The following is a 26,459-nucleotide window of genomic DNA, read 5'->3' as shown; positions in this document are numbered from 1 at the left end:
CTCCACGCCCTACCGTGGAGCCGGTGAAGACCGCACTCTCCGGCGAGGAGGCCGCGCAGGCGATGCGCGACCTCCTCGGCCCGATCGGCGACTGGACCCCGCTGACCGAAGGCGAGGTCTCGCAGGCGTTCGGCTTCCGCGCGGGGGGCCGCGACCTCGTCCTGCGGATCGCGCCGCGCCGTGACGGCTTCGACCGCGACGCCTGGATCGCGGACCGCCTGCGCGGCACGCCGGTGCCCGTCCCCGAGGTGCTGCACGTCGGCCCGGTCGGCGAGGGCGCGTACGCGTGCGTCTCCGCCCGTGTCGGCGGCGTCCACCTCACCGGAGCCGATGCGGCGCACCAGCACCGCATGGCCCCGGTCGTGCGGGCGCTCATCGAGGACATCGCGGCCGTCGACCTCGCCGGGACCGAGGGGTACGGCTCCATCGACCCGGCCACCGGGAACGGGGCCGCCCCCACCTGGGCGGCGCAGCTCCGCGCCCTGCTCCCCGCCGACTGGAACGCCCTCGGCTCCTTCGACGACATCGCGATGACCGAGGAGCTCACCGCGACCGCCCTCGGCATCGCCGACGGGCTCCCGGAGGTCCGAAGGCTCGTCCACGGCGACCTCGGCCCGGACAACTTCACCGTCGAAGGCGACCGCATCGCGGGCGTCTTCGACTGGGAGGCGGCCATGTACGGCGATCCCATGTGGGAGCTCGCCCGGTACGTGCTGTGGGCCCCGGTCATGCCGAGCACCCGCGTCCAGGCCGACCACGACCTCGACCTCCTCGCGGGCGAGCCGGTCGAGGACCGGCTGCGGTGCCTCGTGATCGTCAACGGCCTCTGGGCCCTCGACTTCTACCGGCAGTCTTCCCAGGCGGGCCCGATGGAGTACATGCTCAACCGGCTCAACGGGTTCCGCGGCGAACCGCTCCCGGTCGACACCGGCCGCGAGGACTACTGGATGAGGATCGGGCGGCGCCGGTGACCGACTTGACGTACGACGAGTTCGTTCGCACCGCGACCGCGGACCCCGCGGTCGTCGGGCTGGTCCTCATCGGATCGCACGCCCACGACGGGCTCGCCTCCGAGCGCTCCGACCACGACCTGTGGGTCGTGCTCGCCGACGGCGCCGCGAGCGAACTGCAAGCGCTGCATGGGCACCGAACGGACAAGCTCGACCTGGTGGTCATCACGCACACCCAGTTCCGGGCCGCGGGGATGCCGGGGTTCGCCAGGTACGCGCTGGCGCGCGGCAAGGTCGTCCTCGACCGGCTCGACGGCGGGATCGCCGCACTCGTCGCCGAGAAGCGGACGCTCGGCGCCGAAGCGGCCCGCGCACTCGCGTCCGAGAGCCTCGACGGCTACGTGAACCTGCTCTACCGGTCGGCCAAGAACCACCGCGACGACCTCGTCCTCGCCGCCCGGCTCGACGCGACCGAGAGCCTGGGGTACCTCCTCGACCACCTGTTCGCGGTCGACCGGCGCCCGCGCCCCTACAACCGGTACCTGGAGTGGGAGCTGGAGCGGTTCCCGCTGCCGGACTGGGAGACCGCGGCACTGCTGAAGTCGCTCCGCGCCGTCGCGGCGACCGGATCGCTCGACCGCCAGCGCGAGCTGTTCGCCGAGGTCGACGGCAGGGCCCGCGCCGCAGGGTTCGGCGACGACCTCGACTCGTGGGGCGAGGACCTGGCGCTGCTGCGTCCCTAACGACCGCAGCCGGAACCCCTGCGGCGTGGCGTGGAAGCCCGCCTCCTGCAACGCGGCGGCGAGCGTGGAGCCGGGGGCGTAGGCGTCGTTGACGCGTTCGATGTGGAGCGGCCCGGTGCGCCCTTCGCGCACGGCGTCGGCGAGGGCCGCGGCGGCGGCGCTCAGGCGCGGGTCGGCCGAGAGGTCCGCGGCGTCGGTCGCGGGCCAGGCGATGAGGGTCCGGCCGCCGCGCTCGACGTAGAGGGCGAGGTCGCCGCCGACGAGGACCACGAGGGACCCGGCTTTGCGGCCGGGCTTGTGGCCGTCGGTGTCGGGCCAGGGCAGGGCCGCGCCGTAAGCGTTCGCGGGGTCGGAAGCGGCGAGGACGACGGCCGTGCCGTCGGCACGGTTCGCCATGGCTCGCAGGCGGTCCACCGCGCCTTCCATCGCGAACTGGGCCGCGCCGAGGCCTTCGACGACGTAGCCGCGGCGGGCGCGACCGGACTCCTCGAAGACCGACAGGACCCGGTAGACCTTCGCGAAGCCGCCTTCGACGCCTTCGGCCGCGACCGCGCCGCGGGTGACGACCCCGTGCCGGTCGAGCAGCGTGTGGGCGAGCGCGTGGGCGCGCACCGTAGGGTCCGGTTCCGGTGCGGGGAGGAGCGACCAGCGACCGGCCACTGTGGGGCCGCTGACGGGGCCCTGCTGCTGGCGCAGGTCGCGCCAGCCGCCACCGTAGCGGGCGCGCGGGGCCGCGCGGCGGGCCCGGTGTGCGGTCGATCCGGCCGTGCGGCCCGAGCCGAGGAGCGCGCGCAGCGGCGCGAGCGTGTCGTTCGCGACCCGGCCGGTCCAGGCGAGGTCCCACAGGGCCGCGGTGAGATCGGCGTCGTTCGTTTCGGTGTGCTCGCGGACGCGGTCGGCGAGCTGGCGGTAGAAGAGCCCGTAGCCGCCGTCGAGCGCGTCGAGGACCGCGGCGTGCAGGCCGGTCGGTGCATCGCCGGGCGGCGGGAGGAGCAGCGGGGCGGTCTCGGCCGGGTAGAGCGCGATCCAGCCGTCGTTGCCGGGGAGCGAACCGGCACCGGCCCATAGGACCTCGCCGGAGGCGGTCAGCTCGTCGAGCATCGCCGGGCGGTAGTCGGCCACGCGCGAGGGCAGGATCAGGGACTCCAGTGCGGAGGCGGGCACGGCCGCGCCCTGGAGCTGCTCGATCGCGCGGGCGAGGCCGTCGACGCCTTCGAGGCGGTCGTCCTCGGCGGACTTGCCGCCGACGTGCTGCCAGCGCGGCAGGAACTCGGCGAGCGCGGCGGGCGGGACGGGTTCGAGCTCCTTGCGGAGCGCGGCGAGGGAGCGGCGGCGCAGGCGGCGCAGCACGTCGGCGTCGCACCATTCGCGGTGCTCGCCGCCGGGCCGGAACTCGCCTTCCACGAGGCCGAGGTCGCGGAGGGCGCGCTCGGCGACGGCCCCGCCGAGGCCGAAGCGGGCGGCGGCGTCGGCGGTGGTGAAGGGGCCGTGGGTGCGGACGTAGCGGGCGAGAAGGTCGCCGAGGGGGTCGTCGGCGGGTTCGGTGAACGCGGCGGGGAGTCCGGCGGGGATCGCGGTGCCGAGGGCGTCGCGGAGCCGTCCGGCGTCTTCGACTGCGGCCCAATGGGTGTGCCCGGCGATGTCGACGCGGATCGCGCGGCCCGCGGCTTCGAGGGTCTCGGCCCAGGCGGCTTCGGCGCCGCGTTCGGCGAGTTCGGCGGGGGTGAGGGGGCCGAGGACGCGGAGGAGGTCGGCGACGCTCTCGGCGTCGCGGGCGGGGTAGGTGCGCCGCTGGAGCTCCGCTTCGACGTCGGCGAGGACGCCGGGGTCGAGGAGGTCGCGCAGCTCGACCTGGCCGAGGAGGTCGGCGAGGAGGCGCGAGTCGAGGGAGAGGGCGGCGGCGCGGCGTTCGGCGAGCGGCGTGTCCCCCTCGTACATGAACTGGGCGACGTAGCCGAAGAGGAGGGACCGGGCGAACGGGGAGGGCTCGGCGGTGGTGACCTCGACGAGGCGCACGTCCCGGGTCTGGAGGTCGGCCATGAGGTCGGTGAGGCCGGGGACGTCGTAGACGTCCTGGAGGACTTCGCGGACGGCTTCGAGGATGATCGGGAAGGTGGGGAAGCGCCCGGCGACTTCGAGGAGCTGCGAGGAGCGCAGGCGCTGCTGCCACAGGGGCTGGCGTTTGCCGGGCTGGCGGTGCGGGAGCAGGAGTGCGCGGGAGGCGGCCTCGCGGAAGCGGGAGGCGAAGAGCGAGGAGCCGGAGACGGCGCGGGTGACGGTGTCGCCGATCGCGGCGGGGTCGAAGGCGAGGTCGTCGGCGTGGAGGGCCGGTTCGGCGTCGCCGGTGTCGGGCAGGCGCAGGACGATGCCGTCGTCGTGGTGCATGAGCTGCGGGTCGAGGCCGTGGCGGTCGCGGAGGCGCTCGCCGAGGGCGAGGGCCCAGGGGGCGTGGACCTGGGCGCCGAACGGGGAGTGGATCACGACGCGCCAGTCGCCGGTCTCGTCGCGGAACCGCTCGATGAGGACGGTGCGGTCGTCGGGGACGAGGCCGGTGGCCTCGCGCTGCTCGGCGAGGTAGGCGATGGCGTTGCGGGCGGCGGAGTCGTCGAGTCCGGCGGCGGCGAGGCGGGCGTGCGCGGCCTCGTCGTCCATGCTGGAGAGTTCGCGCACGAATGCGCCGAGGGCGCGGCCGAGTTCGAGGGGGCGGCCGAGGCCGTCGCCGTGCCAGAACGGGAGGCGGCCGGGCACGCCGGGCGCGGGCGAGACCATGACGCGGTCGCGGGTGATCTCCTCGATGCGCCACGAGGAGGTGCCGAGGGTGAAGACGTCGCCGACGCGGGACTCGTAGACCATCTCCTCGTCGAGTTCGCCGACGCGGCCGCCGCCGCGTCCGGTCGCGGCGCCCGTCAAGAACACCCCGAAGAGGCCGCGGTCGGGGATGGTGCCGCCGGAGGTGACGGCGAGGCGCTGGGCGCCGGGGCGGCCGGTGACGGTGCCCGCGTTGCGGTCCCAGACCAGGCGCGGGCGCAGCTCGGCGAACGCGTCGGAGGGGTAGCGGCCCGCGAGCATGTCGAGGACCGCGTCGAACGCGGAGTCGGGGAGGGTCGCGAAGGGGGCGGCGCGGCGGACCAGGTCGAGGAGGTCGCCCACGTCCCACTCGTCCATGGCGGCCATGGCGACGAGCTGCTGGGCGAGGACGTCGAGCGGGTTGGCGGGGACGCGGAGCGCCTCGATGGCGCCCGCCTTCATGCGCTCGGCGACGACCGCGGACTGGATGAGGTCGGAGCGGACCTTCGGGAAGAACACGCCGCGCGAGACCGCCCCGACCTGGTGCCCGGCGCGGCCGACGCGCTGGAGGCCGGAGGCGACCGACGGGGGCGCCTCCACCTGGACGACGAGGTCGACGGCGCCCATGTCGATGCCCAGTTCCAGGCTGGAGGTGGCGACGACGGCGGGCAGCCGCCCGGCCTTGAGGTCGCCTTCCACTTCGGCGCGCTGCTCCTTGGAGATCGAGCCGTGGTGGGTGCGCGACAGGACCGGCGGGGCCCCGGCGGCGGCCCCGGAGCCGCCCATGGCCGCGGCGGGCCCGTGCGACTCGGGCAGCGGTTCGCCGTGGCGGCGCTCGTACTCGATCTCGTTGAGGCGGTTGGAGAGCCGTTCGGCGACGCGGCGGGCGTTCGCGAAGACGATGGTCGAGCGGTGGGCCTCGACGAGGTCGACGATCCGCTCCTCCACGTGCGGCCAGATGGACCCGGCCGAGCGGGCCGCGGACGCGGTGGGCGCGACGGGCGCGTCGCCGAGCGCGGCCATGTCCTCGACGGGGACGACCACTTGCAGGTCCCAGCGCTTCTCGGAGGGCGGCTGCACGATCGCCACGTCGTGGCGCGGCGAGAGGAACCGGGCGACCTCTGCGACGGGCCGCACGGTCGCGGAGAGGCCGATGCGGCGCGCGGGCCGGGCCAGGCGGGCGTCCAGGCGCTCAAGGGAGAGCGCGAGGTGCGCGCCGCGCTTGGTGCCCGCGACGGCGTGGACCTCGTCGAGGATCACGGTCTCCACGCCCGCGAGCGCGTCGCGGGCGCCGGAGGTGAGCATCAGGAACAGCGACTCGGGCGTGGTGATGAGGATGTCGGGGGGCCGGTTCGCGATCGAGCGGCGCTCGGCCTGCGGGGTGTCGCCCGAGCGGATCGCGGTGCGCACGTCCGGTTCGGGCAGGCCCAGGCGGCGGGCCTCGGCGCGGATGCCGTCGCGGGGCGCGGCGAGGTTGCGCTCGACGTCGACGCCGAGGGCCTTCAGCGGCGAGATGTAGAGGACGCGGCAGCGCTCCTTGGGCTCGGCGGGCACCGGGGCCGTCGCGAGCGCGTCAAGAGCCGACAGGAACGCGGCGAGGGTCTTGCCCGAGCCGGTGGGCGCCACGACGAGGACGTCCCGGTCCTCCGCGAGCGCCTCCCACGCACCCTGCTGCGCGGGCGTCGGGTCGCCGAACGTCTGCGCGAACCACGAGGCGGTGGCCGGGGAGAACCGCGCGAGCGACGGGTGCGGCGCGGTGTTCGGCTCTCGACGGGACATGCCGTCAATGGTGCCCCCGAGGACCGACACGGACCCCCGGTTCGCCGTCCGAAACCTTTCAGACATGCGTCAAGAACGCGTATGGAACATCACAACGGGCGTCAAGAACGCGTATGGATTCGCGTCAACGGCCTCCGGACCGGGCAATCGGCCCCCGGTTCGCGCTAGCGTGCGGCACCGGAAGGGAGCACACGTGACCGCTCAAACCAGCGAGGGCAGGCTGGACCAGGAACCGGCCGACCCGGCGCACGCGCATGCCTTGAAAGGCGGGCCGCTGCGCATGGGGCTGTTCCTCGGCGCACTCGGAGTCGTCTACGGCGACATCGGGACCAGCCCCATCTACGCCCTCCAGACGATCTTCAACCCCGGCGACCCGCACCCGGTCCCGGTGAACACGGAGAACGTCTTCGGGATCGTCTCCCTCATCTTCTGGTCGGTCACGATCATCGTCACGGTCTTCTACGTGGGCCTGGCGATGCGCGCCGACAACGACGGCGAGGGCGGCATCATGGCGCTCATCACCCTCCTGCGCCGCCAGGTCGACAGCCGCGGCCGCAAGGCCGCGTTCGCGCTCGCCGCGCTCGGCATCTTCGGCGCGGCCCTGTTCCTCGGCGACTCCATGATCACCCCCGCGATCTCGGTCCTCTCCGCCGTCGAGGGCGTCAAGACCGTGTCGTCGGGCCTCGAAGCGGCCATCATCCCCGCGACCGCCGTCATCATCGTGCTGCTGTTCGCGTTCCAGAAGCGCGGCACGCACGTCATCGGCCGCTGGTTCGGCCCGATCATGGCCGTCTGGTTCGCCACCCTCGCGCTCTTCGGCATCGGCGGCATCGCCGGGAACCCCGAGATCCTCCGGGCCCTCTCCCCCACCTACGCGATCGACTTCGTGTTCGGGAACTTCGGCGTCGCGTTCTTCGCGCTCGCCGCCGTCATCCTCACCTTCACCGGCGCCGAGGCGCTCTACGCCGACATGGGCCACTTCGGGCGCAAGCCCATCTCCCGCGCCTGGATCGCCGTCGTCTTCCCGTCGGTGATGCTCAACTACATGGGCCAGGGCGCGCTCATCCTGGAGGACTCCGGGAACGTCGCCGGGTCGTTCTTCCTCCTCGCCCCCGAGTTCCTGCGCATCCCGCTGCTGGTCTTCACCACCGTCGCCACCGTGATCGCCGCGCAGGCCGTCATCTCCGGCGCGTTCTCCGTCGCCTCGCAGGCCTCCGAACTCGGCTACCTGCCGCGGCTGCGGATCGCACACACCTCCGAGCACCAGTACGGGCAGATCTACGTGCCGTGGATCAACTGGCTGCTCATGGTGTCCGTGCTGGTCCTGGTGTTCGCGTTCCGCACCTCCGAGGCGCTCGCGTTCGCGTACGGCATGGCCGTGATCGGGACGATCACCATCGTGTCGCTGCTGTTCCTGTACGTCGCGCGCATCCGCTGGGGCGCGCCGCGCTGGGCGCTGGCGCTCGGCGGCGGCCTGCTCCTCGCGATCGACCTGGCGTTCTTGTCGGCCAGCTCGACGAAGATCATCCACGGCGCGTGGCTGCCGCTGCTCATCGGCGTGCTCGCGTTCACCGTCATGATCACCTGGCAGAAGGGCCGCGAGGTCGTCACGTTCGAGCGCGAGAGCCGCGAGGGCTCGCTCCTGGAGTTCGTCGAGAAGCTCCGCGAGGGCGAGCCGAAGGTCGCGCGCGTCCCCGGCACCGCCGTGTTCCTCGACCGCGGCAAGCACTCCGCGCCCCTCGCCATGCGCTCCAACCTGGAGCAGAACCACGCCCGGCACTCGCAGATCGTGATCCTCTCGGTGGTCACCGAGCCGGTCCCGCGGGTCGGCGAGGACGACCGGCTCACCGTCGACCAGCTCGGCGACGACCGGGACGGGGTCATGCACGTGACCGCCCGCTTCGGCTACATGGAGACCCCGGACGTGCCGCGCGCGCTCGAAGGGATCGAGCCCGAGCAGGCCGAGGGCCGCCGCCTCAACCTCCACCGGGCCACGTACTTCCTGTCGACGATCCAGCTCAAGCCCGGCAAGGCCCGCACGATGGCGACCTGGCGCAAGCACCTGTTCATCGCCACGTCCCACATCACCGCCGACGCCGCCGAGCACTTCCGCCTCCCGCGCGAGCGCACGATGATCATCGGCTCGCACATCGAGGTCTGAGGGGGTTCACGCGCTTGCGTGCAACTTAGGACGGTTCGTCCGGCGTCTTGGGTATGCCCGGGGCCATCGCCCCGGGCCCCCACGCGAAAGGACCACGACGTGACCGACTCCGTCCGACACCCCTTCGAATCCCCCTGGCGCAAGGCGGCCGTCTCGGCGGTCGCTTTCGCCGCGGCCGCGGGCGCCGCAGTCCTCCCGGCCCAGGCCGCGGCCGCCGCGCAGCCGGAGGCGTGCATCCTCCAGGAGCTGCCGATGCCCAAGGGCCTGTACTTCAGCTTCGTCACCGGCATGAGCCCCGACGGCTCCGTCATCGCCTACCGGGCCTACCCGGCCGGGCAGGGCGGCTACGAGCGGTACCCCCTGCTGTTCCAGGACGGCGAGATGACCGAGGTGCCGATCCCCGGCGAGGACCAGCAGGTCGCCGACGTCAACTCCGCGGGCCTGGGCGTCGGCCTGACCTTCCTCGACGGCGTCGAGCTGCCGTACGTGTACCGCGACGGCAAGGTCGCCGAACTGCCCGCCGAGGACGGCGGGGCCGCCTACGGCGTCAACGAGGACGGCGACATCGTCGGCTTCCAGGGCCAGTTCCCGAACACGCCGGTGATCTGGCGCGACGGCGAGAAGGAGCCCGCCGTGCTGGCGCTGCCCGCCAATGCGACCTCCGGGCAGGCCCGCGCGATCGACGCCGACGGCACCGTCGTCGGCTTCTACGAGGAGGCCGGCACCGGCAACTTCAAGCCGTACGTGTGGCACTCGGACGGCACCGGCGAGGACCTCCCGATGCCCGAAGGCGTCGACCCGGCGACCGCGCACTCGTACCCCAACCAGATCACCGACGGCTGGATCGGCGGTTACCTCAACACGCCCGACGCCACCACCGGCATCCGCTGGAACCTCGCCGACGGCACCGCGGAAGTGCTCGGCCTGGGCACCGCCGCGGGGATCAACGGCGAGGGCACCGCGGTCGGCGACACCGACCCGTTCGCGGCCTACCAGGAGGTCGACGGCAAGCCCGTCGAGCTGCCCGGGGTGACCGACCCCGCCGACAACTACTTCGGCGACTCCGCCGTGGAGATCAGCCCCGACGGCTCGCTCATCGCGGGCCACGTCTATGCGGGCGAGGACGAGTACGGCTGGCACATCCTCAAGGCCGTCACCTGGACCTGCGGGTAGCGGCACGACGGGGCCGGGCGCCCCTTTCGGGCGCCCGGCCCCGTCGTCTCTCGAAGCAGGCCGCCCCGCTTTGGACCGGGTCCGGGCGGCCTGCACTCCGGGACTCGCCGTGCGGCGGGCCCCGGACATCACTGGGCGGGCATGAGGACCGTGTCGATGATGTACACGGTGGCGTTCGCGGTCTGGACGTTGCCGCAGACCACGGCGGCCTCGCCGTTCACGGTGAAGTCCTCGCCGGAGCCCTCGACCGTCAGGTTCCCGCCCTGGAGGGTCGCGTGCTCGCCCGCGAGGTCCTCGGGCGCGAGGCGCCCGGCGACCACGTGGTAGGTGAGGATCGACGTGAGCGTCTCGGTGTCGGCCAGGACGGCCTGGAGGTCCGCCTCCGGGATCTTCGCGAACGCGTCGTCCGTGGGCGCGAACACGGTGATGTCCTCGGCGGTGTTGAGCGTGTCGACGAGCCCGGCCTCGGTCACCGCGGTGACCAGTGTGGACAGGACCGGGTTGTTGCTCGCGGCGGTCGCGACCGGGTCGTCGGCCATGCCGGTGAACGAGCCCTCGCCGTCGGCGGGGACCGCGGAGCACGCGGCGCCAAACTCGCCGGAGACGGGCGTCTCCTCGGTGGTCTCCTCCTGCGCCGACTCCGCACTGGACGTGGCGTCCTCGTTCGAGGTCTCGTCGCCGGAGCCGCACGCGGTGAAGACGAAGGCGCATCCGGCCGCGGCCAGCACGGCGCCTGCACGGGTGAGCAGTCGAGTGTTCATGGTCTTGCCTCTCTGTCGGTTCGGGGCGCGGTCGCGCCCCGCGGTTCATTCGGCGTTCAAGACGATGGAGTGCCATCCGGTGGCACCGTTCGGGAAGGGCGCGGCCCGCTCCGCGGTCTGGACGGCGCCGTCGCCGTCGGTGGCGCGTACCTCCAAGGTGCGGCGGCCGGGAGACGCGTCCCAGGTCCACTTCCACTGGCGCCACGTGTCGTCGCCGATGACGGGCGCGAGTTCGGCCTCGTTCCAGGGGCCCCCGTCGGCGCGGACCTCGACGCGGGCGATGCCGCGGTGCTGGGCCCAGGCGACCCCGGCGACGGTGACTGGCCCGGCGGCGACCGTGGCGAGCGGCTTGGGCGTGTCGATGCGCGAGAAGGTCTTGACCGGCGCCTGCGCGTCCCAGTCGCGGCGGACCCAGTAGGCGTCGAAGTCCGCGAAGGACGACAGCTCGATCTCGACGAGCCACTTGGTGGCCGAGACGTACCCGTACAAGCCGGGGACGATCATGCGCACCGGGAAGCCGTGCTCCAGCGGGAGCGGGCGGCCGTTCATGCCGACGGCCACGAGCGCGTCGCGCCCGTCGGTGCAGACCGCGGTCGGCGTGCCCGCGGTCCAGCCGTCGGCCGAGCGCGAGACCACCTGGTCCGCACCGGGTTCGGGACCGGCCTCGGCGAGGAGGTCGGCGAGCGGCACGCCGAGCCAGCGCGCGTTCCCGGCGAGGTTCCCGCCGACCTCGTTGGAGACGCAGGAGATCGTGATCTCGCGTTCGACCAGACCGCGGTCCAGGAGGTCTCTATAGGACAGCTCCATGGGGTTCGCGACGCGGCCGGTGATGCGGAGCCGGTAGTCCTCGGGGAGGAGACGCGGCAGGACCAGGGCGGTGTCGACGCGGTAGAAGTCGGCGTTCGGCGTCAGATAGGGGGTGAGGCCGTCCACGTCGAGGCCGGCGCCCGCGGGCCCGACGTCGACGGGCGCGGGCAGGTCGACCGCGGCGCGGGCGTCTTCGAGGTCCGAGGTGCCGGTGAGCCGCCAGCCCGCCGCGCCGGCCAGCCCGGCGCCGCCGAGGGCGATGAGGACGCCCCGGCGGTCGACGGCCCGGCCGGGCGCGGCGGAGCCGTCCGGGCGTTCGCGGAGCAGCATCGCGAGGACGCCCGCGCCGCAGGCGGCGCCCACGAGGGACGGGACCGCCCACGACGGGGAGGCGGCGGGGCGGGCGAGGGCGGCTGCCGCGCCCGCCCCGCCGAGGAGGGCCAGGACCGCGTACCCGGTCCAGGGGCGACGGCGGGCGGCGACGCCGGTCGCGGCGGCGAGCGCGGCGATCGCCGTGCCGATCCCGGCCAGGAGTGCGAGCTTGTCGTACTCGCCGAAGGTGCGGATCGCGAACTCCTTGACGGGTTCGGGGACCGCGTCGACCACCGCGGCGCCGACGGCCGCGACCGGGGCGCTGCCGGGGTCGACGGCGGCGGCCGCGAGCTGCGCGGTCGCGACCGCGACGGCGGCGCAGGCGATGCCGGCGAGTGCGGCGGCGATGGTCGGTCTCATGCCCCTCATTCGGGGGCGGGCGGGCCGCGGATGGGTCGGCGGGGAAAGAATTCCGGATGTTTTTCCCGGCGGGTGCGAAAGCGGGCCCGGCCGTTCGGCCGGGCCCGTGTCGGCTGGGGGTCAGTCCTCCAGCGGGACGCCTGCCACCAGCGGGAGGGTCGGCGTCTCGGAACCCCCTGCGGGCTCCTGGGTGACGCCGATGAGCTCGGCGTCGCCGAGCCCTTCGACGAGCATCGTCGCGGAGCGGTCGCCCGGGTCCATGACGCCCGCGGAGACCTGGCCTTCGGGGTCGACCATCCAGATCTGGTAGGACCGCTCCTCGCCGATCGCGGCGAGCCCGGCGAGGACCACCACGGCCTTGTCGAGCTGCTCGGAGTACACGACGCTGACCTTGCCGCCGCCGTCGGCCGCGATCGACCCGATCGCGGCGTCCCCGGATTCGAGGACCGCGGCGATCTGGTCCGACCGGGACGGTCCGGCGTCGCGCATGACGGACCAGGTGACGATGCCGCCGACGACGGCCATGACCGCGGCGAGGGCCCCGGCGGCGAGCGCGAGGCGCAGGCGCGGCAACCCGCGGTGGCGGCGCAGGCGCGGCGCCGCGGCGCGGGGTTCGGCCGCGGGCGGTTCGGGGGCCTCCTGGCGGGTGCGGGCGACCTCGGCGAGGACGCGGGCGCGCAGCCGCGGGGGCGGGTCGGCGATCGTCACGTCGGAGAGACGCCAGACGGCCTCGCGCAGCTCGGCGGCCTCCTGGGCGCAGGATTCGCATTCGCCGAGGTGGTGCTCGACTTCGGCGCGCTCGTCATCGTCGAGGGCGTCGACGGCCCAGGCGCCGATGAGAGTGTGGACGTCGGCGCTCATCGGGCCACCTCCAGGCAGTCGCGCAGTTTGAGCAGGCCGTCCCTGATGCGGGACTTGACGGTGGGCACGGCGGCGCCCAGCAGGGACGCGACCTGCCGGTAGGTGTGGCCGCCGTAGTAGGCGAGGGTGACGGCCTGCCGCTGAAGCTCGGTGAGGGTCCCCAGGCAGCGGCGGACCTGCCGGTGCTCCAGGCGGGTCGCGGCGGCCTCCGCGACGGCGTCGTACTCGGGTTCGGACTGGGCTGCGGCGCGGCGCTCGCGGTCGCCGGAGGCCTGGGCGGACCTGACGCGGTCGACGGCGCGGCGGTGCGCGATGGTCGAGATCCACGCGCCGGCGGACCCGCGGGAGGGGTCGAAGCGGGTCGCGGTGCGCCAGATTTCGACGAGGACCTCCTGCGCGACCTCCTCGGCCTGCGCGGGGTCGCGCAGGACGCGCAGGCACAGGCCGTAGACGCGCGGGGCGGCCTCGTCGTAGAGGCGCGCGAACGCGTCGTCGTCGCCCAGCGCCGTGCCGTGCAGCAGCTGTTCGAGCGCGGGCATCCTCGCCTCCTCTACCGCCGTACGCCGGTGTCCGCCTGTGGCCCAGGCCGATGGATTCCCCCTTGTGGACATCATCATGCTCCGCTCGGTTTGTCAACTCCGGTCGACCACGATTCGGAGCCGAGCGGCTCGCGGACGGGTCCGGTCACGGAGCAATTTCGGGGCGGGCGACAATGGCCCGGACGGACTCCTCACCATCGCATCCGATAGGCCCTCCCATGACGAAACGACAATTCCCCCGGCCCCACGACCTCTTGCCGTTGATACGTTTCAAAACACCGGACTTCAACGCGAAGCGGCGGCGTCTGAACGCCGCGCTCACCATCGCCGACCTGCGCGCCATCGCCAAGCGGCGCACCCCGCGCGCGGCCTTCGACTACACCGAGGGCGCCGCCGAGGGCGAGCTCTCGCTCGCGCGGGCGCGGCAGGCGTTCGCCGACATCGAGTTCCACCCCGCGATCCTGCGCGACGTCTCGAAGGTCGACACCGGCTGGGACGTGCTCGGGAAGCGCACGGCACTCCCGTTCGGCATCGCCCCCACCGGGTTCACCCGCATGATGCACACCGAAGGCGAGACCGCCGGAGCAGGCGCGGCCGCCGCGGCGGGCATCCCGTTCTCGCTCTCCACGATGGGGACGACCCCGATCGAGGACGTCGCCGCCGCGGGCGGTCCCGAAGGGCGCCACTGGTTCCAGCTGTACATGTGGAAGGACCGCGACCGGTCCATGGCCCTCGTGGAGCGGGCCGCCGCGGCCGGGTTCGACACGCTGCTGGTGACGGTGGACGTGCCCGTCGCCGGGGCCCGCCTGCGGGACAAGCGCAACGGCTTCTCGATCCCGCCCGCGATCACCCCGAAGACGTTCTTCAACATGGCTTCGCGCCCGGCCTGGTGGTTCGACATGCTCACCACCGAGCCGCTCTCGTTCGCCTCGCTCAACCGCTGGTCGGGGACGATCGCCGAACTGCTCGACACCATGTTCGACCCGACGGTCGACTACGCGGACCTCGCGTGGATCAAAGAGCAGTGGCCCGGGAAAATCGTCGTCAAAGGCGTCCAAACCGTCGCGGACGCGAAGCGCTGCGCAGACCTCGGCGTCGACGCCGTGACGCTCTCGAACCACGGCGGGCGCCAGCTCGACCGCGCCCCGATCCCGTTCCACCTCCTCCCCCACGTGGTCAAGGAGGTCGGCGGCGACATCGAGGTGCACCTGGACACCGGCATCATGTCCGGCGCCGACGTCGTCGCCTCAGTGGCCCTGGGCGCCAGGTACACCATGATCGGCCGCGCTTACCTCTACGGGCTCATGGCCGGAGGCCGCGAGGGCGTCGACCGCGCCATCGCCATCCTCCGCGAGGAAGTCGAGCGGACCATGCGCCTCCTCGGCGTGGCCTCGCTCGACGAACTCGAACCCGCACACGTCACGCAGTTGCAGCGACTGGTACGCGTCTGATCGCGAGGGACATCACCGCGGCGAGCGCGCACAGCGCTCCCGCGGTGAACCACGCCGGGTCGTAGTTCCCGGTCGCGTCGCGCACGAAGCCCGCGCCCCAGGCGATGAGAGCCGCGCCGACCTGGTGGGAGGCGAGGACCCAGCCGAAGACGACCGCGCCGTCCTCGCCGAAGTGCTCGCGGCACAGCGCGATCGTGGGCGGGACCGTCGCGACCCAGTCGAGGCCGTAGAAGACGATGAAGAACAGCATCGGCGGCTTGACGTCGCCCGCGAACAGGGTCGGGAGCGCGAGCAGCGAGAGGCCGCGGAGCGCGTAGTAGACCGCCAGCAGGATTCGCGGGTCGAACCGGTCGGTGAGCCAGCCGGAGAAGATCGTGCCGATCAGGTCGACCACACCGATGACCGCCAGGAGCGACGCGGCGGCCGTCAGAGGCATGCCGTGGTCGTGGGCGGCGGGCACGAAGTGGGCACCGACGAGGCCGTTCGTGGAGGCGCCGCAGATCGCGAACGTGCCTGCCAGGAGCCAGAACGCGCGGGAGCCGCTGGCCTGCCACAGGCCGCCGAGGGCCCGCTTCGCCGCGCCCTGCGTCGAGGGAGCGGGGGTCGTGTAGTCGGGGCCCGCGCCGAAGGGCGTGAGGCCCACGTCCTCGGGCCGGTCGCGCACGACGAGGAGGACGAGCGGGACCATCGCGAGTGCGGTGGCGGCCACCAGGAGCGAGGCCGCGCGCCAGCCCGGGCCCTCGACGAGGAGGCCGACGAGCGGGAGGAACACGAGCTGCCCGGCCGCGCCGCCGGCGGTGAGGATGCCGCTGACGAGGCCGCGGCGGGCGATGAACCAGCGGTTGGTGATCGTGGCGACGAACGCCATCGCCATGGACCCGGTGCCGATGCCGACGATGAAGCCCCAGCACAGGACCAGCTGCCACGACGCGGTCATGAAGACCGTGGCGCCGCCGCCGAGGGCGATGAGGCCCAGGGCGATCGCCACGACGCGGCGGATCCCGTACCGCTCCTGGAGCGCGGACGCGAACGGCGAGAACAGGCCGTAGAGCAGGATGTTCACGGAGATGGCGGCGGAGATCGTGCCGTGGGACCAGCCGAACTCGGCGTGGAGCGGCTCGATGAAGACGCTCGGGGTGGCGCGGAAGGCGGCCGCGCCGACGAGGGCGACGAAGCTGACGGCGGCGACCCACCACGCGCGGTGGACGGTGCGGCGTCTGGTCTGCTCGGGGGTTTCCGGGGCTGCGATGGACATGGATACAGCTTCGCCGAGCCGCGGCCGGGCGGCCAGTGGCCCGCAGGCCAACATGTGCGAAGATCGGGCCATGAGCGTCTTTCGGCATCCCGGGCGGCACCGCGTGGCGGTCCTGGTCCGGCACGGGCTCCTCCCCGTCGAGCTGGGCATCCCGCACCGCGTGTTCGGCTCCGCGAAGTCCGGCGGGGAGCACCTGTACGAGGTCGTCACCTGCGCGCCCGAGCCGGGCGAGATCCGCACCGACGCCGACGTCACCGTGAACGTCAAGCACGGGCCGGAGGCGCTCGCGGAGGCCGACACGGTCGTGGTGCCCTCGGCGCACGAGTCGGACGAGTCGTGGACGGCGGGGCGGCTGCCTGCCGACGTGGCCGCGGCGCTGGAGCGCATCCGGCCGGAGGCGCGGATCGCGTCGATCTGCACGGGGTCGTTCGTGCTCGCCGCGGCGGGGATGCTCGACGGGCGGTCGGCGACGACGCACTGGGACGCGGCCGAGCGGTTCCGGCGGCTCTATCCGAAGGTGCGGCTGGAGCCGGAGGTGCTGTACACCGAGGACGGGCGCGTGCTCACTTCGGCGGGCGTGGCCTCCGGGTTCGACCTGTGCCTGCACATGACGCGGCTCGATTTCGGTGTGGCCGTGGCGAACCGGGTGGCGCGGCGGGCCGTGGTGCCGCCGCACCGCGACGGCGGCCAGGCCCAGTACATCGAGCGGCCGGTACCCGAGGCGGGGTCGGCCTCGACGGGGCGGGCGCGGGAGTGGGCGCTCGCCCGCCTCCACGAGCCGCTGACGCTGCGGCAGCTCGCCGAGTGCGAGGCGATGAGCGTCCGCACGTTCACGCGGCGCTTCCGCGAGGAGGTCGGCACGTCGCCGCAGCGGTGGCTCCTGCACCAGCGCCTGGAGCGGGCGCGGCACCTGCTGGAGCGCAGCGACGAGCCGATCGACCGCGTGGCGGCCGGCGCCGGGTTCGGCTCGGCCTCGTCGCTGCGCCTGCACTTTCAAGCGGCCCTTGGGGTCACGCCGAGCGCGTACCGCCGGACCTTCGCGGGCTAAGCGACGACCGCGGTCACCCGGATCTCCACGCGCATCCCGGGGGCGCCGAGGGCGGCGACGCCGAGCTCGGTCCAGATCGGGGCGCGCCCGTTCATACGCTTGCGGAACTGCTCGGCCATGACGCGGCCGGGGCGCTCGCCGATGTACGCGGGGTCGTCGGGCAGGTGGTAGGAGTTCACGTGGACCACGTCGGCCCAGGTGGCGCCCGCCGCGGCGAGGACGCGCTCGACATTGTCGAAGGCGCGCACGATCTCATCTTCGAGGTCCTCGGGGAATTCGAGGTCGTCGTTCCAGCCGCCCTGGCCCGAGATCTCGACGCGGTCGCCGATGCGCACGGCCTGGCTGTAGCCGAGCATCCCGTGCAGCTTCTCGCCGGCCCCGGGGGTGATGAAGAACTGCGGCTCGCTCATGGCGACCCCTTCCGATTGACTTCATGCTTGAAGTCATCGTAGCAGGTTTGACTTCAAGCGTGAAGTCACGGCCGCCGGTTAGACTGCGGCCATGGCCGAGACTCCCCGAACCGCCGCGTCCGAGCAGGTCCGCTGGCTCGACCCGGCCGAGAAGGACGCCTGGACCGGGCTCGTCTCGCTCGTCTACATGCTCCCGCCGCGCCTCGAAGGCCCGCTCCACAAGGAGTGCGGGCTGACCCTCTTCGAGTACCTGGTCCTCAGCCACGTCTCCGAGGCCCCCGGGCGGCGCCTGCGCATGAGCGAGCTGGCGTTCCTGGCGAACGGCTCGCTCTCGCGCCTGTCCAACGTGGTCAAGCGCTTCGAGCAGCGCGGCTGGATGGAGCGCTCGCCCGACCCCGAGGACGGCCGCTACACGATCGCGGCCCTCACCGATGCGGGGTACGGGCTCGTCCAGGCCGCCGCGCCCGTCCACGTGCGGGCCGTCCGCGAGGCCGCGCTCGACCTCCTCGACGCCGACGACCACGCCGCCCTCGCCCGGATCGCCGAGAAGCTCAGCGTCCGGCCCGTGGACCTCGCCTGAGTCGATAAGCGCTTGCCTTGCAGCCCAGGGCTTCCTAACCTCGCCTCATGGAATGGGCGAAGGACTTCTACTCGCGCACCGGCCGGTGGTGGGGCGAGGCCGAATCGGCGGTGGGCGAGCGCGACCGCGCGAGGGTCGCGCGGTTCGAGGCGATCTGCGGGCCGGGCCCGCACCGGGTCCTCGAACTCGGGTGCGGCTACGGGAACACCGCGGCGGCGTTCGCCGAAGCGGGCCACCGGGTCGCGGCCGTCGAGCTGAGCGACCGCGCCGACTACGCCGAGGCCCATGCCGCCCGGAGCGGCGGGCGGCTGGAGGTCGTGCGCGGGGACTTCTACGACGTCGCCGTCGCAGGGCCGTTCGACGCCGTCACGTACTGGAACGGGTTCGGCATCGGCACCGACGCGGACCAGCGCAGGCTCCTGCGCCGCATCGCCGGATGGCTCGCACCCGAAGGGAACGCGCTCGTCGACGTGTGCAACCCCCTCGTCTGGGCCCGCTGGGACGGCGACACCGAGGCCCTCCACCCGGCGCCCGAGCGGGGCTACCGGCACGAGCTGCGCCAGCGCATGGCGTACGACCCGGTCGCGGCCGTCGCGGTCGACTCGTGGTGGGACGCGGCCGAGCCCGAGCGGGTGATCACCCAGCGGCTGCGCTGCTACAGCCCCGCGGACCTGATGCTGCTCCTCGAAGGGACCGGACTGGTCCTCAAGGCCATCGTGGCCGGCGGCGAGGCGCTGGACCTCGCCGCCGACCATGCCGGAGACGCCGGGATGCTCCGCGGGCACCACGAGTACCTGGCGGTGCTCGCGCGCGGGGACTAGTTCAGGACGTAGGTGCGGATGCTCTGCGCGGGGAGCTGGGAGCCGAAGGAGCCGTTGGTCATCGGGACCGCGTTGGAGGCCGCGAGGGTCTGGCTCGACGTGGTCACCCAGGTCGCGAAGGAGCCCGTGCCGCCGCCTTCGAGGGTGAAGGGGAGGTACACGGCCGAGGCGTTCTTGTTGACGGCGACGATGACGATCCTGGACCCGCTCTTGAACGCGGAGATGTAGACGCCCGACTGCGGGTTCGCGGTCGCGGTGATCCGCTGGTAGCCCGGCCGGACCCACTTCGAGTAGTGGGCGAGGTTGGCGCCGCGCTTGCTGATCTGGCCGTCCTCGCGCATCGGCCCGTACCCGCGGCGGATGTACCACCAGATGTAGGCCTGGAAGCGGCCGTTCACCAGCGCGCGGTGCACGTGCTCGCCCACGTCGAGGGCGCCGGGCCACAGGTCGGCCGAGTCGCTGGAGTTGGGGTAGTACACCTCCGACATCCACAGCTCCTTGCCCGCACCCTTCTGCTGGAACAGCGGGTAGGGGAAGTCCGCGGGCTGCGTCCCGTACAGGTGCGCGCCGAGGATGTCCATGTTGGCGAGCGCGGCGGCGTCGTTGAGGATCGGGTCGGAGAGGTTCTTGCGGTACTGGAATGACTCCGGCGCCATCACGCGGGTGCTGATGACCCCGGAGTTCTCCTTGAGGAAGCGGACGATCTCGGCCGCGGTCCACGCGGTCCAGTCGTGCGCGTAGTCCGGCTCGTTCTGGACGGAGATCGCGTAGAGCTCGACCCCGTTGTTGCGCATGAAGACGACGAAGTCGTTGAGGTGCTGGGCGTAGGCCCCGTACTGGTCGTAGCGCAGGCGCTTGCCGCCCGAGAAGGTCTCGGTCATGGACGCGGGCGGGTTCCACGGGGAGGCGAGCACCTTGGCGCCCAGGGCGACCGCGCGCTGGGCGGTGGCGACCTCGCGGCTCCAGTTGCTGCGGTCCTCGTGGACGGGGATGCGCAGGATCGAGAAGCCGAGCTGCCCCGCGCCGTTGCCGAACGCCGTGTCCCGCTGGGCCGCGGTGAGGTCGCTGATCCACACCGTGTGGTTCATCCCCCCGAAGCCCTGGATCGTCTGCTGCCCGATGGAGGGCTGGATGAGGACCGTGGTCTGCGCGGAGGCCGCGTCGGCGACGAGGGGGGCGCCGATGATCGGAAGCGCTCCCAGTGTGAGCAGGGAGCGGCGGCCCAGGCGCGGGGCGCGGGCGTCGTCGGAGCGGGATGCCATCGTTCCTCCAGGAGGTTGGAAGTTCCAAATGTTCCCGATCACAATACATCGAAATGTTTCGATTTAAAAGGCCGGAAGTCCGCTGAAACTTCCGATCTTCAGCGTTCACCGCGGCGCGGTCTCCAGCCGCTCCCGGAGCTCTTCGAGCACGCCTTTGAGGAGCCGCGAGACGTGCATCTGCGAGATGCCGATCTCCTCGCCGATCTGGGCCTGGGTCTTCTCCTCGAAGAACCGCAGCGCCAGGATGCGGCGCTCGCGCTCGGGCAGGTCGGACAGCAGCGGCAGCAGCGCCTCGTGGTCCTCCACGAGTGCGAGCGCGACGTCCTCGGCGCCGATGGTCTCGCACAGCGGCGCACGGCCCGGGTCGCGGTACTCGGGCTCGTCGAGCGAGACCGACCAGTACGCCTGGCGCGCTTCGAGCCCCTCGTCCACCTCCGCCTCGGTGAGCCCGAGATGCGCGGCGAGGTCGGCGCACGTGGCGGGGCGACCCAGCTCCTGCGCGAGGTCCCCGGCGGCCCGGTTGATGGCGAGGCGCAGCTCCTGGAGGCGGCGCGGCACGCGCATCGGCCACGCGGTGTCGCGGAAGCAGCGCCGCACCTCCCCCATCATCGTGGGGACGGCGTACGACAGGAACTCGCTGCCGAGGGACGGGTCGAAGCGGTCGACGGCGTGGATGAGCCCGATCGATGCGACCTGGAGGAGGTCGTCCTTGACGATGCCCTTGCCGGAGAAGCGCTGCGCGATGTGCTCGGCGAGCGGCAGGTGCCCGGTGATCAGCCGCTCGCGGAGCTCCGCGCGGCGCGGGTCGTCCGCTTCAAGTCCGGCCATTTCCGTGAAGAGCGGGGCGAGTCCGCGGTAGTCCGCGCGCCCCGAATCGTGCTGTCCTGGTGCCACGTCGGCCACCGCCCCCGATCGTCACCCGAGCGTATAACGGCAGGGTGCCCATGTCAGGGACACGAACCGAATCCCAGGTCAGCGCCGGATCAGACCCTGCTGGACGGCGGCAGCGACGGCCGCGGTCCGCGAGTCCACGCCGAGCTTCGCGAAGATGTGGACCAGGTGGGTCTTGACGGTGGCCTCGGTGACGAACAGGCGCTGCGCGATCTGCCGGTTCCCCAGGCCCTCGGCGAGGAGGCCCACGATCTCGGACTCGCGGGCCGTCAGCGCCGGGCGACCGGACCTGGCCTGGTCCATCACGCGCGCGGCGACCTTGGGCGACAGGGACGACTCCCCGCGGGCGGCCGCGCGGATCGCCGCGAACAGCTCCTCGGGCGGGCAGGCCTTGAGCAGGTACCCGGTGGCGCCGGCCGCGACGGCGCGGCGCACGTCGGCGTCCGACTCGTACGTGGTCAGGACGAGCACCCGCGGAGCGTCGGGGAGCCTCGCGACCTCCTCGGCGACGGCGAACCCGTCGGGGCCGCCGCCGAGCTGGAGGTCCATGAGCACCACGTCGGGCGCGCACCCGCGGATGCCGCGCAGCGCGGCGGCCGCGTCGGCGGCCTCCCCGACGACCTCCATGTCGGGCTCGCCGTCGACCAGCGCGGCCAGGCCCGCCCGGACCACGGGGTGGTCGTCGACCAGGAACAGGCGCATCACGGCTCCTCACCGAGCGGGACGGACGCGGCGAGCGCGGTGCCCTCGCCGGGACGGGACTCGACCGCGAGGCTCCCGCCTACCCGCGCGAGGCGCTCGCGCATTCCCGGCAGGCCGAACCCGCGGCCGGACGCGGCGGCGCCGTCAGGGTCGAGGTCGTCGGGGTCGAAGCCGCGGCCGTCGTCGCGCACGTCGAGGGCGACGGCGTCGCCCAGGTGCGAGAGCGTCACGACCGCTTCGGAGGCGGCCGAGTGCTCGACGGTGTTGGCAAGCGCCCCTTGGGCGACGCGCAGGAGGACCGCGGCGGCGGCCTCGCCGGTCCCGGCGGGCTCGCCCTCCTCGCGGAAGACGGTGCGCAGGCCCGCGCGGCGCTCGGTGTCGGCGCACAGGTCGCGGAGCGCGTCGGCGAGGCTGCGGCCTTCGAGCCGCGCGGGGGTGAGGTCGCGGACGAAGCGGCGGGCCTCGGCCAGGTTCTCGTCGGCGACCGCGGCGGCTTGAGCGGCGAGGGCCCGGGAACGGTCGGTGCCCCAGGACCGGTCGGCGGCCTGGAGCAGCATGCTGATGCTGGAGAGCCCCTGCGCGAGCGTGTCGTGGATCTCGCGGGCGAGGCGGCCGCGCTCTTCGAGCGCCCCGGCGCGCAGCTGGGAGGCCGCGAGGGAGTCGCGGGCGGCCACGAGGTCGTCGATGAGGCGCTGGCGCTGCCGGATCTCGTACTGGAGGGCCCAGAACACGGCGGTGATGACGGCGGCGATGCCGATCGGCGCGAGCACCAGGCTCGGGTCGGCCACCTTCGCGATGCGCAGTTGCCCGACGACGACGGCCGCGGTGAGCAGCACTGCGGCGTTGACGACGCCGATGGTCGGGAGCAGCCGCAGGCACAGGAAGTACAGGGGGACGGCGCACCACGCGAACGAGGGCGCCAGGAGCACCAGCGCGACGGCCACGCCGATGACGAGGCCGAGCCACACCGGCAGTGCGGGCCCGAGCCGCCGCCACAGGACCACGCCCGCGCCGTAGAGCAGCGCGAGGAGCGCGGCCACCGCGAGGGCCGCGACCGTCAGCCGGTCGGTGAGCTCGTGCCGGGCGACCACGCGCGCGGCGGAGGCGGCGAGCAGCAGGAAGAACCCGGCGTGCATAGCGCCGTTCAGCCAGGAGCGCTCTCCCACGGCCCCTTCCTCCTCCCCGGGGGCCAGCGTAGGCCCGCGCGCGCCCGGCCGCGGGCGCTTCGCTGCAAGGATGCCCGGCGGGTCCGACGGCCGCATCGATCAAAGGATGGAGACGGGATAGAACCGCCGCTCGATGCACCAGGGTGCCCGCGGCCGAAGACTTGGCCGAGTGCCGCGGCGGAACCGCCGCCGCGAGAACCGAAGGAGCACCAATGAACGCGATCAACCTCCGCAAGCGCCTGGCCGTCGGGGCCGTGGCCGGACTCGCCGTCGTCGGCGGCATCGTCGGCGCGAGCGCCTACGCCGCGCCGGTCGCCGAGGCCGAGCCGATCGAGGCCGTCGCGGTCGCCGAGGTCCAGGACGGCGGCGTTCGCGGCGCGAACGCCCTCACCCACGAAGCGGCCCTCGCCGTCCTCGACGCCGCCCAGGACAAGGCCGCCGAGCTCGACCAGCGCGTCACCGTCGCGATCGTCGACCGCAACGGCAACACGATCGCCATGGTCAAGGGCGACGGCGCGGGCCCGCAGAGCCCCGACTCGGCCGAGGCCAAGGCGTACACCGCGGTGTCGTGGGGCCAGGCCACCAGCGACCTGACGAACGCGGCCAAGGGCAACGGCGCCACGATCGCCGACATCCCCGGGACTCTGTTCCTCGCGGGCGGCGTGCCCGTGACCTACGACGGCGCCCCGATCGCGGGCATCGGCGTCGGCGGCGCCCCCAGCGGCGACATCGACGAGGAGATCGCCCTCGCCGGCCTCGCGGCCCTCGAAGACCTGGACAGCTAGTGAAGGCGCGCAAGGGGATCGGGCGCAGGCTCGTGCTCGCGGCCGGAGCCGGTTCGCTGGCGGCCTGCGCGCTGGTCCCCGAGCCGCGCCATCGGTCGGTCGAGGAGACGCGGCGCTCCGCGCGGCCCGCACCCGGGGACGTCGAGGACTGGAACCGCGGGCTGCTGGCAGCCGCCGACGCCGGGGACGCCGACGAGGCGGCCCGGCTGCTGGGCCTGGGCGCGGAAGTCGAGGTGCGCGACGAGGAGGGTCGCGGGCCGCTCATGCTCGCGGCGCTCGCCGACCGGGTCGAAGCGGCGCGGGTCCTCGTCGCGCATGGCGCGGACCCGGACGCGCGCGACGACCTCGGGGACACGCCGTGGGTGACGTGCGGCGTCACCGGGTCGGTCGCGATGATGCGGGCGATCCTCCCGGCGGCCCCGGACCTGGAGGTCCCGAACCGGCGCGGCGGCAGCCCGCTGCACCCGGCCGCGGAGCGCGGCCACGCCGACTACGTGCGGGAGGTCCTGGCGGCCACGGACATCGCCGCGGTCGTCGACCGCGTCAACTACAACGGCTGGACGGCGCTGCTCGAAGCCGTCGCGCTCGGCGACGGCGGCGAGCCGCACCAGGAGATCGTCGCGCTGCTCCTCGACGCGGGCGCGGACGCCGCGATCCGGGACCGCAACGGCCGCACCGCACTCGACCATGCGCGCGATCGCGGCTACGAGGTCATCGCGGATCTACTGGCGAACGTCAGGTGAGGCCGTTCGCCTCGGCGATCGCGAAGACGTCGGCGGGCGTGCCCGACATGATCGTGCGGGCGTGCTCGGTGACGAGCTCGACGGGCCAGTCCCACCACGCGGCGCGCAGCAGCAGCTCGATCTCCTCGTCGCTGAACCGCTTGCGGATCGGCTTGGCGGGGTTGCCGCCCACGATGGTGTAAGGCGGGACGTCGGCGGTGACGACGGCGCCGCTCGCGATGATCGCGCCGTCGCCGATGGTCACGCCGGGCATCACGGTGGTGTTGTAGCCCAGCCAGACGTCGTTGCCGACGGTGGTGTCGCCGCGGCTCTCCACGTTCATGACGATGTCGAGCGTCGACTCGGTCCAGTCGCCGCCGAAGATCGCGAACGGGAACGTCGAGACCCCGACCATCGGGTGGTCGGCCCCGGCCATGATGAACCGCGTGCCCGTCGCCAGCGCGCAGTACCGGCCGATGCGCAGCTTCTCCGGGCCGTACGCGTAGAGGACGTTCCGCTCCTCGAACTCCGTGGCCGCGTCGGGGTCGTCGTAGTACGTGTAGTCGCCGACCTCGATCTTCTCGGATTCGATGAGCGGCTTCAGGAACACGACGCGCGGCTGTCCGGCCATCGGGTGCAGGACGGTGGGGTCGGGGATCAATTCGGGTCCTCTCGGCGGGCCCCGGGGGCCGCGGGTGCGGCCCCCGGGATTCAAGCGGTTCCGGCGCGTGGCCGGAAGGGTTAGATGACCTGCCCGGTCTGGGACTGGAAGGAGTCGCCCTCGGGGGTGGTCTCGGTGTAGACGGTGTCGAGGAAGCCGTCGCCGTCGGAGTCGATGAGGGTCGTGTCCGAGGCGCCGTCGCCGTCCGAGTCGATCTCGATCTCGTCGACGAGGCCGTCGCCGTCGTAGTCGGTGGCCACGACGTCGGCGTAGCCGTCGCCGTTCGTGTCCGTGACGACCTGGTTGACGTAGCCGTCGCCGTCGGTGTCGTAGGAGACCTGGTCCACGACGCCGTCGCCGTCCGTGTCGGACTCGAAGGTGTCGGCGACGCCGTCGCCGTCGGTGTCGTAGACGGCGGTCTCGAAGCTGCCGTCGCCGTCCATGTCGACGAGGAGCTCGTCGGAGACGCCGTCGCCGTCGTAGTCGACCGCGATGCCGTCGGCCTGGCCGTCGCCGTCCGAGTCGATGTAGGTGACGCCGTCGGCGGTGATGGTGCTGTCGGCGTAGCCGTCGCCGTCGAGGTCGAAGGTCTCCTCGACCGTGACGCCGGGGAGGCCGCCGAGACTCTCGTCCTCGGTCGTGTACTCGTCCTCGACGCCGGCGTCGGTCTCGTCCGGGGTCACGTCGTATTCGCTCATGGTGCTCATCCTCCGCTTGAATGTGTCGCTGGGTTGCTGATGACGACTCTACGAGGGCGCGGGCTCCCCAGAATCCCCAGAGTGTGCCATCCGCCCCACGGATTCAGGCGGCGGCGCGGACGAGGCGGAGCTGGCCGATCTCGGCGGCGTTCTTCATGAGCTCGGCGTTGACCCAGGCCGCGAGGTGGGCGACGGTGAGTCCGGCGTCGCCGGGCCAGGGGTACGCGGAGGGCGCGTCGAGGTCGGCGTCGGCGAGGGCGTCGAGGGCCGCGAGCCAGTCGTCGCGGTGGCCGCGGAGCCATTCGGCGCCGGCGGCGGGGCCGGGCCATTTGACGTCGGCGCGGTCGCGCGGGGCGCGGCCCCGGACGTGCGCGGTGGCGGTGGTCCACCACCAGCCGATGTGCCAGGTGAGCCAGGCGATGGTGGGGACCGGGACGGGGTCGGGCTCGGTGTCGGCCCAGTCGGGCTCCCAGCCGTCGGCGACGGGGTGGAGGGTCCAGGTCTCGGCGGCGGGCTCCCAGAGGAAGTCCTCGTCTTCGAGGCGTTCGAGGTGGTACTCGAACAGGGCCCAGGTGAGGTCGAACTGCCAGCGGAGCAGGCCGATGCGGTCGGTCGGTTCAGCGTCGGACATCCGCCGATCCTCGCATGCGGGAACGGTTGCGGCAAACGGGAAAACCGGGGCGCCGCGCGGGGCGGCGTCCCGGTTCGGGTGGT

General features: G+C 73.2%; 22 protein-coding genes and 1 pseudogene. 9 read left to right on the top strand and 14 right to left on the bottom strand.

The genetic code is table 11. The features are described 5' to 3' along the window. Nucleotides 1-23 precede the first annotated feature (23 nt). Nucleotides 24-971, top strand: a complete 948-nt coding sequence (locus WA640_RS11925; protein ID WP_335987869.1) for a phosphotransferase — start codon at nucleotides 24-26, stop codon at nucleotides 969-971. Between the two features lie 722 nt (nucleotides 972-1,693). On the opposite strand, the pseudogene WA640_RS11920 reads toward WA640_RS11925, so the two are convergent. Then, nucleotides 1,694-6,259: pseudogene (locus WA640_RS11920) on the bottom strand (ATP-dependent helicase); the annotation flags it as partial. A 280-nt stretch (nucleotides 6,260-6,539) separates the two neighbouring features. Between WA640_RS11920 and WA640_RS11915 the strand changes: the two are divergent. Both WA640_RS11915 and WA640_RS11910 read left to right on the top strand, forming a co-directional pair. Further along, nucleotides 6,540-8,420, top strand: a complete 1,881-nt coding sequence (locus WA640_RS11915) for a potassium transporter Kup (RefSeq protein WP_442904750.1) — start codon at nucleotides 6,540-6,542, stop codon at nucleotides 8,418-8,420. Nucleotides 8,421-8,519: 99 nt separating this feature from the next. Then, nucleotides 8,520-9,593 carry a hypothetical protein gene (locus tag WA640_RS11910; RefSeq protein WP_335987865.1) on the top strand — a complete coding sequence of 358 codons (1,074 nt, stop codon included), beginning with the start codon at nucleotides 8,520-8,522 and terminating at the stop codon, nucleotides 9,591-9,593. Between the two features lie 128 nt (nucleotides 9,594-9,721). Here WA640_RS11910 and WA640_RS11905 read toward each other — a convergent pair whose 3' ends face one another. The 4 genes from WA640_RS11905 to sigK all read right to left on the bottom strand — a co-directional run bounded on the left by WA640_RS11905 (nucleotide 9,722) and on the right by sigK (nucleotide 13,365). Beyond that, on the bottom strand, nucleotides 9,722-10,354 hold the full coding sequence (locus WA640_RS11905) for a fasciclin domain-containing protein (protein ID WP_335987864.1): 633 nt from the start codon (nucleotides 10,352-10,354) through the stop codon (nucleotides 9,722-9,724). Nucleotides 10,355-10,399: 45 nt separating this feature from the next. Further along, a complete protein-coding gene (locus tag WA640_RS11900) occupies nucleotides 10,400-11,893 on the bottom strand; it encodes a molybdopterin-dependent oxidoreductase (protein WP_335987863.1) in 1,494 nt (497 codons plus the stop codon). 120 nt (nucleotides 11,894-12,013) lie between these two features. Continuing rightward, nucleotides 12,014-12,754: an anti-sigma factor gene (locus tag WA640_RS11895; RefSeq protein WP_335987862.1), complete on the bottom strand. Its 741-nt coding sequence runs from the start codon at nucleotides 12,752-12,754 to the stop codon at nucleotides 12,014-12,016. Further along, the gene (sigK, locus tag WA640_RS11890) at nucleotides 12,751-13,365 is read right to left on the bottom strand and encodes an ECF RNA polymerase sigma factor SigK (protein ID WP_106363937.1); all 615 of its coding nucleotides are present in this window, start codon (nucleotides 13,363-13,365) and stop codon (nucleotides 12,751-12,753) included. Before sigK ends, WA640_RS11895 begins: the two co-directional genes overlap by 4 nt. A 146-nt stretch (nucleotides 13,366-13,511) precedes the next feature. On the opposite strand from sigK, the gene WA640_RS11885 reads away from it, so the two are divergent. Next, a complete protein-coding gene (locus WA640_RS11885) occupies nucleotides 13,512-14,744 on the top strand; it encodes an alpha-hydroxy acid oxidase (RefSeq protein WP_335987861.1) in 1,233 nt (410 codons plus the stop codon). On the opposite strand, the gene WA640_RS11880 is transcribed toward WA640_RS11885, so the two are convergent. Continuing rightward, a complete protein-coding gene (locus WA640_RS11880) occupies nucleotides 14,713-15,999 on the bottom strand; it encodes an MFS transporter (protein WP_335987860.1) in 1,287 nt (428 codons plus the stop codon). The two genes, WA640_RS11885 and WA640_RS11880, sit on opposite strands and share 32 nt — an antisense overlap. A 70-nt stretch (nucleotides 16,000-16,069) precedes the next feature. Between WA640_RS11880 and WA640_RS11875 the strand changes: the two genes are divergently transcribed. Next, entirely contained in the window at nucleotides 16,070-17,047 is a 978-nt protein-coding gene (locus WA640_RS11875; protein ID WP_335987859.1) for a GlxA family transcriptional regulator, read from the top strand. On the opposite strand, the gene WA640_RS11870 is transcribed toward WA640_RS11875, so the two are convergent. Next, the gene (locus tag WA640_RS11870) at nucleotides 17,044-17,457 is read right to left on the bottom strand and encodes a Rid family hydrolase (protein WP_335987858.1); all 414 of its coding nucleotides are present in this window, start codon (nucleotides 17,455-17,457) and stop codon (nucleotides 17,044-17,046) included. The two genes, WA640_RS11875 and WA640_RS11870, sit on opposite strands and share 4 nt — an antisense overlap. Nucleotides 17,458-17,548: 91 nt before the next feature. On the opposite strand from WA640_RS11870, the gene WA640_RS11865 reads away from it, so the two are divergent. Both WA640_RS11865 and WA640_RS11860 read left to right on the top strand, forming a co-directional pair. After that, complete coding sequence (locus WA640_RS11865) at nucleotides 17,549-18,037, top strand: MarR family winged helix-turn-helix transcriptional regulator (protein ID WP_106363588.1); 489 nt, start codon at nucleotides 17,549-17,551, stop codon at nucleotides 18,035-18,037. A 47-nt stretch (nucleotides 18,038-18,084) separates the two neighbouring features. Then, entirely contained in the window at nucleotides 18,085-18,858 is a 774-nt protein-coding gene (locus WA640_RS11860; protein ID WP_335987857.1) for a class I SAM-dependent methyltransferase, read from the top strand. Here the strand turns inward: WA640_RS11860 and WA640_RS11855 are convergent. The 4 genes from WA640_RS11855 to WA640_RS11840 all read right to left on the bottom strand — a co-directional run bounded on the left by WA640_RS11855 (nucleotide 18,855) and on the right by WA640_RS11840 (nucleotide 22,879). Then, nucleotides 18,855-20,120 carry a glucuronoxylanase gene (locus WA640_RS11855; protein WP_335987856.1) on the bottom strand — a complete coding sequence of 422 codons (1,266 nt, stop codon included), beginning with the start codon at nucleotides 20,118-20,120 and terminating at the stop codon, nucleotides 18,855-18,857. The genes WA640_RS11860 and WA640_RS11855 overlap by 4 nt on opposite strands. Before the next feature lie 105 nt (nucleotides 20,121-20,225). Next, nucleotides 20,226-21,014, bottom strand: coding sequence for a SigB/SigF/SigG family RNA polymerase sigma factor (locus tag WA640_RS11850; protein WP_335987855.1), 789 nt, complete (start codon nucleotides 21,012-21,014; stop codon nucleotides 20,226-20,228). Nucleotides 21,015-21,092: 78 nt separating this feature from the next. Further along, the gene (locus tag WA640_RS11845) at nucleotides 21,093-21,713 is read right to left on the bottom strand and encodes a response regulator transcription factor (RefSeq protein WP_335987854.1); all 621 of its coding nucleotides are present in this window, start codon (nucleotides 21,711-21,713) and stop codon (nucleotides 21,093-21,095) included. After that, nucleotides 21,713-22,879 (bottom strand): sensor histidine kinase, encoded by a 1,167-nt coding sequence (locus WA640_RS11840; protein ID WP_335987853.1) that lies wholly within the window; start codon nucleotides 22,877-22,879, stop codon nucleotides 21,713-21,715. The genes WA640_RS11845 and WA640_RS11840 overlap by 1 nt, the downstream gene beginning before the upstream one ends. A gap of 212 nt (nucleotides 22,880-23,091) precedes the next feature. Here WA640_RS11840 and WA640_RS11835 point away from each other — a divergent pair, with 212 nt between their 5' ends. After that, nucleotides 23,092-23,664 carry a GlcG/HbpS family heme-binding protein gene (locus WA640_RS11835; RefSeq protein WP_335987852.1) on the top strand — a complete coding sequence of 191 codons (573 nt, stop codon included), beginning with the start codon at nucleotides 23,092-23,094 and terminating at the stop codon, nucleotides 23,662-23,664. 161 nt (nucleotides 23,665-23,825) lie between these two features. Next, a complete protein-coding gene (locus WA640_RS11830) occupies nucleotides 23,826-24,407 on the top strand; it encodes an ankyrin repeat domain-containing protein (RefSeq protein ID WP_442904749.1) in 582 nt (193 codons plus the stop codon). Here the strand turns inward: WA640_RS11830 and WA640_RS11825 are convergent. The 3 genes from WA640_RS11825 to WA640_RS11815 all read right to left on the bottom strand — a co-directional run bounded on the left by WA640_RS11825 (nucleotide 24,400) and on the right by WA640_RS11815 (nucleotide 26,376). Beyond that, nucleotides 24,400-25,017: a CatB-related O-acetyltransferase gene (locus WA640_RS11825; protein ID WP_442904748.1), complete on the bottom strand. Its 618-nt coding sequence runs from the start codon at nucleotides 25,015-25,017 to the stop codon at nucleotides 24,400-24,402. The two genes, WA640_RS11830 and WA640_RS11825, sit on opposite strands and share 8 nt — an antisense overlap. A gap of 110 nt (nucleotides 25,018-25,127) precedes the next feature. Beyond that, nucleotides 25,128-25,745, bottom strand: a complete 618-nt coding sequence (locus tag WA640_RS11820; RefSeq protein WP_335987849.1) for a hypothetical protein — start codon at nucleotides 25,743-25,745, stop codon at nucleotides 25,128-25,130. A gap of 103 nt (nucleotides 25,746-25,848) precedes the next feature. After that, nucleotides 25,849-26,376, bottom strand: coding sequence for a DinB family protein (locus WA640_RS11815; protein WP_335987848.1), 528 nt, complete (start codon nucleotides 26,374-26,376; stop codon nucleotides 25,849-25,851). Nucleotides 26,377-26,459 lie beyond the last annotated feature (83 nt).

It is taken from the genome of Glycomyces sp. MUSA5-2 (assembly GCF_037034145.1).
Classification (GTDB): Bacteria; Actinomycetota; Actinomycetes; order Mycobacteriales; family Micromonosporaceae; genus Glycomyces; species Glycomyces artemisiae.
The sequence above is the reverse complement of the archived record's forward strand: the minus strand, read 5'-3'. Positions and strand labels throughout refer to the sequence as shown.